Source organism: Martinezella tropici (assembly GCF_003287875.1).
GTDB lineage: Bacteria > Pseudomonadota > Alphaproteobacteria > Rhizobiales > Rhizobiaceae > Rhizobium > Rhizobium tropici_C.
The window spans coordinates 20,944-34,479 of the sequence record NZ_QMKK01000016.1 but is presented as its reverse complement, the minus strand read 5'-3'; the positions used below and the strand labels follow the sequence as shown (position 1 = coordinate 34,479).

The 13,536-nt window shown below is 61.4% G+C and carries 12 protein-coding genes; 6 read left to right on the top strand and 6 right to left on the bottom strand.

Annotated elements, in window-relative coordinates; genetic code table 11:
- Positions 1-7: 7 nt before the first annotated feature.
- From DQ393_RS33300 to DQ393_RS01485, 3 genes are all read right to left on the bottom strand, one after another.
- Entirely contained in the window at positions 8-1,702 is a 1,695-nt protein-coding gene (locus tag DQ393_RS33300; RefSeq protein ID WP_181592268.1) for a hypothetical protein, read from the bottom strand.
- Positions 1,703-1,956: 254 nt separating this feature from the next.
- Positions 1,957-2,583 carry a ribonuclease D gene (locus DQ393_RS01490; protein ID WP_112340058.1) on the bottom strand — a complete coding sequence of 209 codons (627 nt, stop codon included), beginning with the start codon at positions 2,581-2,583 and terminating at the stop codon, positions 1,957-1,959.
- A 95-nt stretch (positions 2,584-2,678) separates the two neighbouring features.
- Positions 2,679-3,509 carry a MerR family transcriptional regulator gene (locus tag DQ393_RS01485; protein WP_112340057.1) on the bottom strand — a complete coding sequence of 277 codons (831 nt, stop codon included), beginning with the start codon at positions 3,507-3,509 and terminating at the stop codon, positions 2,679-2,681.
- 220 nt (positions 3,510-3,729) lie between these two features.
- Here DQ393_RS01485 and DQ393_RS01480 point away from each other — a divergent pair, with 220 nt between their 5' ends.
- Positions 3,730-5,001: a 4-aminobutyrate--2-oxoglutarate transaminase gene (locus DQ393_RS01480; RefSeq protein WP_112340056.1), complete on the top strand. Its 1,272-nt coding sequence runs from the start codon at positions 3,730-3,732 to the stop codon at positions 4,999-5,001.
- 72 nt (positions 5,002-5,073) lie between these two features.
- Positions 5,074-6,555, top strand: coding sequence for an NAD-dependent succinate-semialdehyde dehydrogenase (locus tag DQ393_RS01475; protein ID WP_112340055.1), 1,482 nt, complete (start codon positions 5,074-5,076; stop codon positions 6,553-6,555).
- 8 nt (positions 6,556-6,563) lie between these two features.
- Here the strand turns inward: DQ393_RS01475 and DQ393_RS01470 are convergent, their stop codons facing one another.
- Positions 6,564-7,337, bottom strand: coding sequence for a metallophosphoesterase family protein (locus DQ393_RS01470; protein ID WP_112340054.1), 774 nt, complete (start codon positions 7,335-7,337; stop codon positions 6,564-6,566).
- 301 nt (positions 7,338-7,638) lie between these two features.
- Between DQ393_RS01470 and copD the strand changes: the two genes are divergently transcribed.
- Positions 7,639-8,523: a copper homeostasis membrane protein CopD gene (copD, locus tag DQ393_RS01465; protein ID WP_112340053.1), complete on the top strand. Its 885-nt coding sequence runs from the start codon at positions 7,639-7,641 to the stop codon at positions 8,521-8,523.
- Here copD and DQ393_RS01460 read toward each other — a convergent pair.
- Together DQ393_RS01460 and DQ393_RS01455 are read right to left on the bottom strand one after the other, a co-directional pair.
- A complete protein-coding gene (locus tag DQ393_RS01460) occupies positions 8,520-9,290 on the bottom strand; it encodes a TIM barrel protein (protein WP_112340052.1) in 771 nt (256 codons plus the stop codon). The two genes, copD and DQ393_RS01460, sit on opposite strands and share 4 nt — an antisense overlap.
- Before the next feature lie 62 nt (positions 9,291-9,352).
- Positions 9,353-10,303, bottom strand: a complete 951-nt coding sequence (locus tag DQ393_RS01455; RefSeq protein WP_245430232.1) for a helix-turn-helix domain-containing protein — start codon at positions 10,301-10,303, stop codon at positions 9,353-9,355.
- Between the two features lie 86 nt (positions 10,304-10,389).
- Between DQ393_RS01455 and DQ393_RS01450 the strand changes: the two genes are divergently transcribed.
- The 3 genes from DQ393_RS01450 to DQ393_RS01440 all read left to right on the top strand — a co-directional run bounded on the left by DQ393_RS01450 (position 10,390) and on the right by DQ393_RS01440 (position 13,533).
- Positions 10,390-11,664 (top strand): ABC transporter substrate-binding protein, encoded by a 1,275-nt coding sequence (locus DQ393_RS01450; protein ID WP_112340050.1) that lies wholly within the window; start codon positions 10,390-10,392, stop codon positions 11,662-11,664.
- 175 nt (positions 11,665-11,839) lie between these two features.
- Entirely contained in the window at positions 11,840-12,700 is an 861-nt protein-coding gene (locus tag DQ393_RS01445) for a carbohydrate ABC transporter permease (protein WP_112340117.1), read from the top strand.
- Positions 12,697-13,533, top strand: a complete 837-nt coding sequence (locus DQ393_RS01440) for a carbohydrate ABC transporter permease (protein ID WP_112340049.1) — start codon at positions 12,697-12,699, stop codon at positions 13,531-13,533. The genes DQ393_RS01445 and DQ393_RS01440 overlap by 4 nt, the downstream gene beginning before the upstream one ends.
- Positions 13,534-13,536: the final 3 nt, after the last annotated feature.

The window sequence follows — 13,536 nt, the reverse complement described above, 5'->3', positions numbered from 1 at the left end:
ACATGCTTTATTCCCACGCCACCATGCGCCGATAGAAATCGAAGGCGTGATCGTGCAGCGGATCGCGTGACGGCTGCGGCAAGGCAAGGTGATCCGGCGCGGCCTCGTCAAGAGGAGGCGGAAGCCCCGCGTCTGCTTCGTCGGAAGTCTCTTCAGCTTTCTGCGACGCTTCTTCCGCTTGAGCTTCGTCTTGATCCTGCTGATGCGCCGTCTCTTCGTCCCGGGCGCCGCCGCCTTCTTCGTCGTCGACGGGATCGACGCGGTTGAGCAGTTTCGATTCGCCGGTTTTGACTGGGACATCGGCGGGCAAATAGTTCGCCACCACAAAGGGAACGCCGAGCGGCAGGGGTGCGGATAATCCCGTCTGCTCCGCAGCCTCGTACATTCCCATCGGCGCTGCGGACGACGGCTGCGGGCTGCCGGGGAGCGCGGCGGCAGGCGCGTCGAGCTGATCCGTCAACGATACCGGCACGGCCGAGGCCAGGCTTCTCGCGTTCTCGTTGACGACGGCCGGCTGTGATGGCGGTGGCATTGCCGCATTGGCCGTCAGCGCCTGTGCGATGATCTTCTCGACCGAGGACGCAGGATTGCTGATGATCTGCTCAAGGTCGGAACTGGTCGCCATCGCGGGCGGGTCGATGACGACCTGCAGCCCCTGCTTGATATCGGCTTGAATCTGCTGGATATCACGCGGCACCGACGGCGGCGTCAGCGGCGATCTGATCAAGGCGATTTCGGTCGGAAGTTCGGCTTCGTCACCGATCGCGGTCAGCAGTGCTACCACGGCAAGATCGTCGACAAGGGACGCAAGCTGCGAAGCAGCCGGGTGCGCACCGGCGGCAACGCTGCCGATAGCGGCAGCTTGCGGGGCAGACGGCGTTGCGCTTTGCGCGGACGTCTGGACCGGAACCGTCTGAGCTGCAGCCGGTGCGGCTTGCGTGGGAGGTGCGGCTTGTGTGGGAGCACCCTGTTCCGGCGTCTGCACCGGCGCGAATGCCGACGGGGCCGCGGGCTGCGCTGCCGATGCGATGGGCGTGGGCGTGGGCGTGGGCGTGGGCGTGGGCGTGGGCGTGGGCGTGGGCGTGGGAAGCAACGGCTCTTCTGCGGCGGCCGCAAGGGCCGTTGCCAGGGTGGCCAGATCGGCCGCTCGCTGCAGCGGGGTTGAGGCTGGCGCCTGCGGGACCGGCGCTTCCGTCCTGCCGGCATTCTGGCCGTAGGAATTGACGACGGCCTTCAGCACCGCGTCGGGTTCGGCGGCTGACGCCGGCTCCAGGCTGAGAGCCAGCTGGATCGCGTGCGGGGTCTCCGGATCCTCCAGCGCCTCGGCCAGAAGCGGCAGTGGCACCCGCATGTTCATCTGCGTATCCATTCGCTGTTGGGCGACGACGAGCTGTTGTGGCGTCAGGCTGCGGATCCCGGCGGCAACGCGCTGCGCATAGGCGGCATTGTTCTCGCCCGGTTCACGTGAAACGTTCACCACCTGACTCGCGGCATCGATAGCGGACAGGAGGCTATCGAGCATCCGCTCGCGGGCCGCAACCAGGAGCATGTTCAGCTTGCCCTCGACGCTGGCATTGATCGTGCTCGATAGAACGGCCAGCGGCGTCGCAGCAGTCTGGAGCCCGGAGGTCTCCGCTGTCGCAACTATCGGCTTTTCTATGGGCGCACCCACGGCGGACACGGCACCAACGGGAAGCAACATGACATGCTCCTTTGTCTGGCAAATCTGTCTGGCAATGCGACGATGGAAGCGGAGGCAGGTTCAATCAGGGTCCGCTCATGCGGCCGGTGGGTCTTCGAGCACCGGGATAACCGGAAGAGCGAAACGCGAACGCGTCGGACTGGAAGCCATATGGAAAGATAGCAGCCCGTTTCTTAACAGATTGCTAAATAAAAAAGGCCAATGCCGCTTTCACGGCACTGGCCTGTGGATATTTCTCCCGCGGAACGAGGCGATCAGCTGTGTGCGAAGATATCGGCTTCTTCCCAGCCGAGGAGATCGAGCTTGGCGCGGGTCGGAAGGAAGGCAAAGCAATCATCCGCATAGTCCATGCGGCCGTCGCGCAGCAGCCGTTCCGTCAGCTTGTCGCGAAGCGCATGTAGATAGAGAACGTCGGAAGCCGCATATTCGAGCTGCGCCGGTGACAGCGTTTCCGCGGCCCAATCGGAGGATTGCTGTGCCTTGGAGATATCGACGTCGAGCATCTCCTTGAGATTATCCTTCAGGCCGTGGCGGTCGGTATAGGTGCGGCACAGGCGCGAGGCGATCTTGGTGCAGAAGACCGGCGTAGTGGTGACGCCGAACGTATGGAACAGGACAGCAATGTCGAAGCGGCCATAATGAAAGATCTTCTGCCGAGCAGGATCGGCAAGCATGGCGACGAGGTTGGGTGCCTGCTTCTGGCCGGCGGCAATGCGGATGACATCAGCAGTGCCGTCACCCGACGAAAGCTGTACGACGCAAAGACGGTCGCGGCGCGGAATGAGGCCGAGGGTTTCGGTGTCGATGGCTATGGCGCCGGTGTAGCGGGCGGCATCTTCGGCGGAAATATCACCTTCGTGATAGCGGATGGTGGCAGCCATGAAATTCTCCCGGCGCTGTATTCGAAATTCGCTTTTCGTCCGTTCTATAGAACAGACGAGGCGATAACGATACCGGATAACGATGCAGGCGCCGTTCAAAATGTCGGCGGCGTGTTGATCCAGAGCAATATGGTCTCGCCATCGTGGCGATTGCGCCAGGAATGATAGCGGCGGCTTTCGAAATAAAGGGAATCGCCGGGCAACAGATCGAAAAACTGGTTGCTGTCGAGCACCAGTTCCAAACGCCCGGCAAGGACATGGATGAACTCCTCGCCCTCGTGTCGATAAGCGCCCTCGCTCGCCGCGCCCGGCGCAAGCACGAAGCGATGGCAATCCATCATCCTCCTACCTTCGGCAAGCAGCTGGACGGTGACGCCCGGCGTCGTCTCCGGCCAGGCACGCCATTCGCCGGATCGGATGAGTGCCGGAACATCCTCGCGCTCCTCGCCCGAAAGGCGTGACACCGTCGTTCCGTAGTACTCCGCCAGGTCATGGAGGGTCTTGAAGCTGACGCCCTGAGAGGTGCGCTCCAGGGTCGAGAGCGTCGACGACGTCATGCCCATATCGGCGGCGACCTGCTCCAGCGTCTTACCGGCGGCATGGCGCAGCGAGCGAAGCCTGCGGCCGATCTCCGAGGATGCCGATTGCTCGCCATTCTCCAGGCTCGCTGCGCCACCCTCTTCCGCCTCCAGTGCCTCGCGAATCGCAGCCGGATTGAGACCGCGCTCCGCCCGAAACCATGCAATGCGCTTCAGGCGCGCCACGTCTTCGGCGCTATACTGACGGTGCCCGGTCTCGGAGCGAAAGGGCACGACAAGCCCCTGGCTTTCCCATAACCGCAGCGTGGAGGCCGATACGCCGGCAAGACGCGCCGCTTCCGCCACCTTATAGCGCACGGGGTAGCGCTCGGGCTCGATGCTGCTCATTGCCAATTTCCCTGATCCCTTGTCTGTCGACCCGTCTAGCATGGATGAAGCGCCTTAACGCGCCTTAAAAATGCACGACGCTGCATGAGAGCCTTTGGCGCCTTCTTGCCAGTCGCACAAAATCCCGCTTGAAATCTTGCAGGAAAAATGTAGGAGTTTTCTAAATAAATTGCAGAACTTCTGCAAGATAATTCGAAACAGCTTACTGGGAGCGACTGCGATGACTTTAACCGAGCGGAAGAACGCCGCCATTTCCCGCGGCGTCGGCATGACGACGCAGATCTATGCAGATCGCGCCGAAAACGCCGAAATCTGGGACAAGGAAGGTAATCGCTATATCGACTTTGCCTCCGGCATCGCCGTGGTGAATACCGGCCATCGGCATCCCCGCGTCATCGCCGCCGTCAAGGAACAGCTCGACCGCTTCACGCATACCTGCCACCAGGTCGTGCCTTATGAGAGCTATGTGCATCTTGCCGAGCGGCTGAACGCGATCGTCCCCGGCGATTTCGCCAAGAAGACGATTTTCGTGACGACGGGTGCCGAAGCGGTCGAAAACGCCGTCAAGATCGCCCGTGCCGCTACCGGCCGCTCCGCGATCGTCGCTTTCGGTGGCGGTTTCCACGGCCGCACCTTCATGGGTATGGCGCTGACCGGCAAGGTCGCGCCCTACAAGATCGGCTTCGGCCCGATGCCGGGTGACGTCTTCCATGCGCCCTTCCCGGTACCGCTGCACGGCATCAGTGTCGAACAGTCGCTAGCGGCGCTGAAGAAGCTCTTTGCCGCCGATGTCGATCCGCAGCGCGTGGCCGCAATCATCCTCGAACCCGTACAGGGCGAAGGCGGTTTCTATCCGGCGCCCTCAACCTTCATGAAGGCGTTGCGCGAGATCTGCGACCAGCACGGCATTCTCCTGATTGCCGACGAGGTACAGACCGGCTTTGCGCGCACCGGCAAAATGTTTGCGATGGATCACCACGAGGTGGCGGCCGATCTCGTTACCATGGCAAAGAGCCTTGCCGGCGGCTTCCCGCTTGCCGCCGTCACTGGCCGCGCCGAGATCATGGATGCACCCGCTCCAGGCGGCCTCGGCGGCACCTATGGCGGCAATCCGCTCGGCATCGCCGCATCCCATGCGGTGCTCGACATCATCGCCGACGAAGGCCTGTGCGACCGCGCCAACCAGCTCGGCTCGCGCCTGAAACAGCGGCTGGAATCGCTGCGCGACAAGGTGCCCGAAATCGCCGATATCCGCGGTCCCGGCTTCATGAATGCCGTGGAATTCAACGACGCGGCGACTAAGCTGCCGAGCGCGGATTTCGCCAACAAGGTACGGCTGATCGCCCTCGACAAGGGGCTGATCCTGCTCACCTGCGGTGTCTATGGCAATGTCATCCGCTTCCTGTCGCCGATCACTATTCAGGACGGCGTCTTCAGCGAAGCGCTCGACATTCTCGAGGCATCGCTGATCGAGGCGAGCGTTTCCCGCTGATCGTCGCCATCAGCATTTTCTCATTTGTCCGTCCGTGCGCCCTGCCGGGCGAAACCTGTCGGAGTGCAGACCATGTCCTTTACAACAGCAATGACCAAGCATGTTCCCTTCTCCTCGCGCCTCCTGCGCGCCGCCGGCTATATCAACGGCGCCTGGGCCGGCGGCGGGGCGACGAAGACTTTCGATGTCATCAATCCCGCGACCGGCGAAGTGCTTGCCTCGCTGCCGGATATGGGTGCTGCCGAAACGACGGCCGCCATCGACGCCGCCTATGCCGCGCAAGCCGCCTGGGCCGCCCGGCCGGCCAAGGAACGGGCCGCAATCTTACGCAAATGGTTCGACCTTATGGTCGCCAATGCCGACGAGCTAGCCGCAATCCTGACGGCCGAAATGGGCAAGCCGCTGCCGGAAGCGAAAGGCGAGATCCTCTACGCCGCCTCCTATGTCGAATGGTATGCGGAAGAAGCCAAGCGCATCTACGGCGAAACCATTCCCGCCCCCTCGAACGACAAGCGCATGGTCGTCATCAAGCAGCCGGTCGGCGTCGTCGGCACGATCACGCCGTGGAACTTCCCGGCGGCCATGATTGCTCGCAAGATCGCGCCGGCCCTTGCCGTCGGCTGCACCGTCGTCTCGAAGCCTGCCGAGCAGACGCCGCTGACGGCGATCGCGCTTGCCGTGCTTGCCGAAGAGGCGGGCGTTCCTGCCGGCGTTCTCAACATCATCGTCGGCCTCGACGGGCCGGCGATCGGCCGCGAGCTCTGCGGCAATCCGAAGGTGCGCAAGATCAGTTTCACCGGCTCGACGGAGGTTGGCCGCATCCTGATGCGCCAGTGCGCCGACCAGATCAAGAAGGTCAGCCTCGAGCTCGGCGGCAATGCGCCCTTCATCGTCTTCGACGACGCCGACCTCGACGCCGCCGTCGAAGGGGCGATGGCTTCGAAATACCGCAATGCCGGCCAGACCTGCGTCTGCGCCAACCGCATCTATGTCCAGTCCAACGTCTATGACGCCTTCGCCGCCAAACTCGCAGCCAAGGTGGGCGAACTCTCTGTCGGCGACGGCTTCAAGGCGGGAGTATCAGTCGGGCCGCTGATCGACGAACAGGGTGTCGCCAAGGCCGAAGACCATGTGCGGGATGCCGTCTCGAAGGGTGCCCGCATCGTTGTCGGCGGCAAGCGCATCGAAGGTGCCGGCACCTTCTTCGCGCCGACCATCCTGACCGGCGTCGACCGGAGCATGAAGGTCGCCCGCGAGGAGACCTTCGGCCCGGTGGCGCCGCTCTTCCGCTTTGACACCGTTGAGGATGTCATCGCGCAGGCGAACGACACCGAATTCGGCCTCGCCGCCTATTTCTTCGCTGGCGACCTCAAGAAAGTCTGGCGCGTCGCCGAAGCGCTGGAATATGGCATGGTCGGCATCAATACCGGCCTGATATCGGCGGAGACGGCACCGTTCGGCGGCATCAAGCAATCGGGTCTCGGCCGCGAAGGCTCGCGCCATGGCGCCGACGACTATCTGGAAATGAAGTACCTCTGCATCGGCAATCTATAGCCCGCACATCAAGTTGAGGTAATGTGAACGCGGCCCTGCCACAGCCGGGCCGCGCTCAAACGGCCCGTATAAAAGGCGCCGGTATCGAGATTGAGCCTGAGACCATCGACTTCGGCCTGCCGGATCGGTGTATGGCCGTGCACGATCAACTTCGGCAGCGGCTGCGCGCTGTCGTGGAAGCGCGAGCGGATGAAGACAAGATCGTCGTCCTGCTGCTCGGAAATCGGTCTGTCCGGATCGATGCCGGCATGAACGAACAGCACCTCGGGCGTGTCCAGCAGGATCGGCAGGCGCCGCAGAAAATTGACGTGATCATCAGGCAGCCAAGTCCTTATGAAAGTATCGAGCTGCTTCTGCTTGGGATATCGCTCCCTCAATTTCTGGATATCCACCCCATAGGACGCGAGCGTTGCATCGCCGCCGAGCGCCACCCAATCATCGAGCGATATCTCGCCGTCGATATAGGCGAGCATGGCCATCTCGTGATTGCCCGTCAAGCAGATGCGGTCGAAGCCATTCGGCGGCGACGCCATCAGGCGGCCGACCACCTGCGCCGAGGCTGGGCCGCGATCGATGAAATCGCCGAGCATGATTATGAGCTTTCGGCCCGGCAGCCCTGCCGCGTCTGCAAAAATCTTGCGCTCCAGTGCGCTAAGGAGATCGTAGCGGCCATGGACATCGCCGATGACGTAGGTGGGCATATCGAGATGTTCGAGCCATTCGCGACTCCGGCGATGAGCGAAGCCACTGGCCATTTTTTCGCGTATCCTAGATGCCGCCATGAAACTGCCTTTCGAGCGCACACCCCGGAACGCCCCAATTATGTCTGCAAAAAGGACTCAAAAGCGACGATTCTTTGCCAAGAAAGCAAGAATCGCGCCCATGATTCGATATCGTGATCGGCCAAGGCCTGCGATAGCGAATTGCCTTGCGGCAAAGCGTCCCGAATGGCGCCTTTATGCATGGAGAAAGTTGACAGTGGGTATCCGCAATCCTATCGCGCTCGCCAAGCCGGCGAAATCGATACCGCATCAAACTGGAACTTCGCACTCATGGCGCCTGTAAACTTATCGTGAAGCCCTGATGGATCCGACGACAGCGCTCCAACTCTGCCGCTTTCTTCACGATGCGTCGCTGGTGCTTCTATGGGGTGCGAGCGCCTATCTCTGCCTGCTCGTGCCGAAAACGCTGGCCGACGCCGTCTGGCGCCTGTCCGCAAGGATGTTCGTCGCAGCGACCGCCATTACGGCCGTGACGGTGCTGGCGGCACTCCCCATAACCATGGCGAATCTCGGCAATGGATGGGGCGATGCGCTCGATGCCGGCATGATTCATGACGTGCTTTTCGAGACCACAGTCGGCCTGGCCTGGCAGGCACAGGCAGTTGCGGCCGCAGTCATGGCCGGCGCCTTCCTGCTGCCGGAAAGCTGGCGGCGGCGCGGGCTGGCGCTGGGTTCGGGCCTGGGGCTTGCCTTCCTTTCCTTGACCGGGCACGCCTCGATGCTGGAAGGCTGGCTGCGGCAGGTGCATCGTGCCAACGATGTCCTGCACGTGCTGACCGCCGGCGGCTGGCTGGGAGCGCTCGTGCCGCTGATCCCCATTCTGCGGCTTCTCGACCGAGCGGATTGCCGGGCGGAAGCGCTGCTAGCGCTGCGTCGTTTCTCCAGTGCTGGGCATGTCGCCGTCGCGCTCGTCATCATCTCCGGCGTCGTCAACGTGATGCTGATCCTGAAACGGCTACCGACGGACTGGTCGTCGCCCTATCAGAAGCTGCTTGCCATCAAGATCGCGCTGGTCGCCGTCATGGCGGTGGTGGCGATCGTCAATCGCTATGTCTTCGTTCCCTGGAGCGGCCGTAACCATAGCCGCGCTCTGCAGGCGCTCCGGCTTGGAAGCATCGCAGAGATCGTCATAGGCATTGTCGTCATCGGGCTGGTCGCCGTCTTCGGCATGATGGAGCCGGTCTAGCCGCCGAGCGATTTCACGACCGCGCGAACGGCCGCCGGATCTTGCATCGCCGGCTTGTATTCCAGACCCACCCTGCCCCGATAGCCTTGGGCGTACAGCCAATCCAGCCGCTTCGCCAGATCGATATGGCCGGTGCCGGGGTCGTTACGGCCGGGATGATCGGCGATATGGATATGGACGATGCGGTCGATGCGATCGCCGACGACCTCACGCGTATCCTCGCCCATGACGGCCGAATGATAGAGATCGTAGACGATGCCGATTTCCGGGCGACCGACCTCATCGACGATATCGAGGCCTTCCATGGTCGAGGACAGATAATAGCCGGGATGGTCTATCCTCGTGTTCAGCGGCTCGACGCCGAGCCGGACGGCGGACCCTTCGAGAATATCGGCACCGGCGCTGAGAGCAGCGACGATGGCCGCCCGCTGCTCGGCACGCGAAAACTCCGGCAGATCGTCGCCGGCCTGCGCAATCAGAACCGGTGCGCCGAGACGTTGGGCGACAGCAGCGGACTCCCGCAACCCCTTCAGCCATGCTTCCTTGTTTGCCGGATTCGTGAGAGCGATCATCGGCTCGGCGACGATGCTCGAGACGGCAATGCCGGTCTCGGCTGCGGCAGCGGCGATCGCATTGAGATCCTTGTCCGTCCAACGCCAGAACTCGACCGCATCGAGCCCGGCCGCATACGCCATCCGGATACGATCGGCAAAAGCATCACCGTCGCGCGCAAACAACCACTCGATACAAGCCGAAAACTGCCGCATGAGATCCTCCTCCCTCATCGGTCAGGAGCAATGCGCGAGATCATGCGTGACCGCAAGCCTCTCTAGCGATGATATTGCTGCGACGGCCGCGGCATCGAAGGTTTGATGGCCTCTACTTTCACTGCGGAGAGCACGCGCATGTCGCGCCGGAAATCGGAGGGCGTCATCCCGGCAATATGGCGGAAGGATTTGTTGAAAGCGCTGATCGAGCCGAAACCACTGTCCATCGCGACCTGCAGCACATTGGCGCCGTCGCGCATCAGCATCGCCTGGGCGCGCGAAAGGCGCAGCAGGCTCACATATTTCGCCAGCGTCATGCCTGTCGATTTTTTGAAGAGGTTCATGGCGTATTTCGGATGGAGATTCGCTGCCTTGGCAATATCGACCGTATCGATGTCATGCAGGAAATTTTCGGCGATGAAATCACACATGCGCGCCAGGCTGCGCGAGGATTGCGGATGAGCCTGCTCATTCACCGGATTCGCCGGCTTTTCCGGCACCATGCGATAGGGCTCGAAGGCGATGCGCTCCAGACGCAGGAGGAGTTCCGCGACAGCATGTTCTGCCTTGGCGCCGTCTTCGGACATGACATAGCGGTGCCACCGCGCGAAGTTCTCGTCATCGGCGGCATCGGTCGCCGAGCTGATCAGGGTCTGCCCGCGAATGAGGCGGCCGGAGATATCGAGCGGCAGCCGCAGGCGGAAGAAATGGACAAGCGGCAGATGCGCGCCGGCATAGATCGCATCCTCCGACAGTTCGTCCAACAGATGCGGCTGACCGCCCCAGAAAAGGCAGATCTCGCCCGCTCTCAAAGTAAGCTCGTGATCGCCGATGCGGTAATGCACGGTTCCGCGGACGATGTAATTGACTTCCACCTGTGCGTGCCAATGCGGCTTTGCCATCGGCAACGGGTGGTTATGAAACATCTGCAGGACGTTTGGGAGCCCTTCGACACTGCTCGCACCCGGCTGATAAACCGCCCTTTGACCCACCTTACTTTTCGCCAAGTCGATGTTCCCTTTTTAGGAGACAGAAGCGTACCGGCGGATAGTTTAAGCGTGTTCTACTGAGGACGGCAATTGAAAAGGGAGGATTTTCAATGCGTTTAAAACTTGCTGGAGCGACGGCACTTGCTGCCCTGCTCGCTTCCGGTTCTGCCTTTGCTGAGCAAACCACCATCACTGTCTGGAGCTGGAACATCGCCGCGTCGGCGCTGAAGTCCACTGTCGAGGGATTCAACAAGAAAAATCCTGATATCAAGGTCGAGGTTCAAGACATCGGCAATCCGCAGGTCTTCGACAAGATGCTGGCTGCTTGCGCTGCCGGCGGCGATGGCCTGCCTGATGTCATGTCGATCGAAAACCACAAGGCTTCGATCTTCTGGAATCGCTTTCCGGACTGCCTGACCGACCTGACGAAGCTTGGCTACAACGATCAACTGAAGAAGCAGTTTCCGGATTTCAAACGCGCGGAGCTTGAAGTCGGCGATGCCGCCTACGCGATGCCGTGGGATTCCGGTCCGGTCACCATGTTCTATCGCCGCGACATGTATGAAAAGGCAGGCGTCGATCCGGCAACGATCAAGACCTGGGACGATTTCATAGCCGCCGGCAAAAAGATCTCCGCCGCCAATCCGGGCGTGATCATGACGCAGGCCGATCTCAACGGCGACACCGAATGGTTCCGCATGCTCGCCAATGAACAGGGCTGCGGCTATTTCTCGTACGACAGCCAGAGCATCACCGTCAACCAACCGGCCTGCGTCAAGGCTCTGGACAAGGTGAAGGAGATCAAAGACGCCGGCCTGATGAGCGCGGCGAACTGGAACGAGAAAATTCAGGCGAACACGGCAAGCAAGGTGGCATCGCAGCTCTATGGCGGCTGGTATGAAGGCACCGTCCGCTCCACCTCGCCGGATCTTGCTGGCAAATGGGGTGTCTACCCGATGCCGAGCATGACGGCCGACGGTCCGCATGCGGCCAATCTCGGCGGCTCGTCACTCGCCATCGCCAGCGGCTCGAAGAACAAGGAAGCCGCCTGGAAATTCCTCGAATACACGCTTGGCACCAATGAGGGCCAGGTAACCATGCTGAAATCCTTCGGCCTCGTGCCGTCGCTGCTGACCGCGGTCCAGGATCCCTTCGTCAATCAGCCGCAGCCCTATTGGGGCGGTCAAAAGGTCTGGGCCGATATCCTCGCAACCCTGCCGAAGATCCGCCCGAGCCCAGGCACTCAGTATTTCAGTGATGCCGACGAAGTCATAAAGGCTGTCCAGACGAAATATCTCGCCGGCGGATATCCGAATGGCAAGGCTGCGCTCGACGATGCGGCTCAGCAGATCGCTTCGGCGACGGGTCTGCCGATCGCGAAATGAGTGACACCGCCGGGCGTGCTTCCCAAGCCGCGCCCGGCCTCCCCGCCGCCCTAGAATCAAAGACGTAGAGCGTGACGTCGTCCGAAAACCGCCTACACTTTTCGGCGTCACGTTCTAGGGCGGCGGGGATGCGATGTTACGCATCATTTTCCTGCGTATAAAGGAGAAGGCTTTCATGCGGTTGCGAAACCGGAGCGCCTACGCGTTCCTTGCACCCTATCTTCTGGTATTCGCCGCTTTCTGGGTCTGGCCGATCATCGATTCGTTCCTGATCTCGTTCCAGAATACCCGAGTCAATCCGTGGACCTTCAATCTGTCGCTCAATTGGGGGCGGCTGTTCGGCGATCCGGCATTCTACAACGCGCTTGAAAATACGCTGATCATCCTGATCGTCCAGGTGCCGGTCATGATCACGCTCGCCACGGTCATGGCGGTGCTGCTGAATTCACCGCTGTTGAAGGCACGCGGCATTTTTCGCTTTGCTTTCTTCGCGCCCGTCGTCGTTGGAGAAGTGGCCTATGCCGCGGTCTTTCGCCTGATGTTCAACGTCGATTTCGGCATCATCAACAAGCTGCTCGGCAATGTGAGTATCGCGCCGGTGTCGTGGTTCGCCGACTCCCACGCCGCCATGGTGCTCATCGTTATCGCCGTCACCTGGCGCTGGGCGGGTTACAACGCCATCATCATCCTGTCCGGGCTGCAATCGATCCCAGAGGATGTTTACGAGGCTGCAACCCTCGATCGCGTCAGCCGCTTCAAGCAGTTCATCCACATCACCCTGCCGCTCCTGAAGCCGATCATTCTGTTCTGCGTTGTCCTGTCCGTCATCGGCACCATGCAGCTCTTCACCGAGCCATATCTGATTACCAACAGAGGAGGCCCCGGCGGCGGGACGGAAACGCTCGGCCTGTTGCTGTATCGCCAGGCTTTCCAGTCGACCAACTTCGGCTATGCCTCCGCGATCGCCTATACGATGGCGGCGCTTGCGGTAGCCATCTCTCTCCTCAATCTCTGGGTAGGGCGCGAACCAAAATGAAATCAAAATCCAGATCCACTCTGATCCGCTCGATCGCGTTGCACGGCCTGCTGGCGCCGCTCGCCATCATCTGGCTGTTTCCGCTCTGGATGATGTTCGTCTTTTCGACCATGCCCGATTACGGCATTTTCAGCCCCGGCATCATCCTGACACCGTCGACGGGTTTCATGGACAACTTCCGAAACCTACAGGCCGACACCAACTTCGTCGGCGCGATGACGATCTCCATCGTCGTTGCGGTCACCTACACCTTCCTTTCGGTGCTGCTGACATCGATGGCCGGATGGGCTCTGGCGCGTTACCAGTTCGCCGGCCGTTCCGGCGTCATCGGCATCATCCTCGGCACGATCACCCTGCCCTACTCCGTTGTCGTCATCCCGCAATTCATCATGGTGGCGCGCGATTTCGGGCTGGCCAACTCATGGGTCGCGCTGATCGTACCACCGCTCTTCAACTCGCTCGGCGTGCTCTTCATGCGCCAGGCCTTCTCAATGATGCCGGGCGAGCTCTTTGATGCCGCCCGCGTCGAGGGCGTCAAGGAGTGGCAGATTTTCCTGCGCATCGCCCTGCCGCTTGCAAGGCCGACGATGGCAGCACTCGCCATCATCCTATTCCTGGCCTCCTGGAACAACTATCTCTGGCCGCTGCTCATTAACTCCCGGCCTGGGATGATGACGGCACCCGTGGCGCTCGGAACGCTGATCGGCCTCACCAGGGTCTCCTGGGGCGGCATCATGGCCGGTGCCGTGATGCTGACGGCGCCGATCCTGGTGGTCTTCGTTCTCCTGCAACGCCACTTCATCGCCGGCATTGCCGCCGGCGCAATCAAATAATTC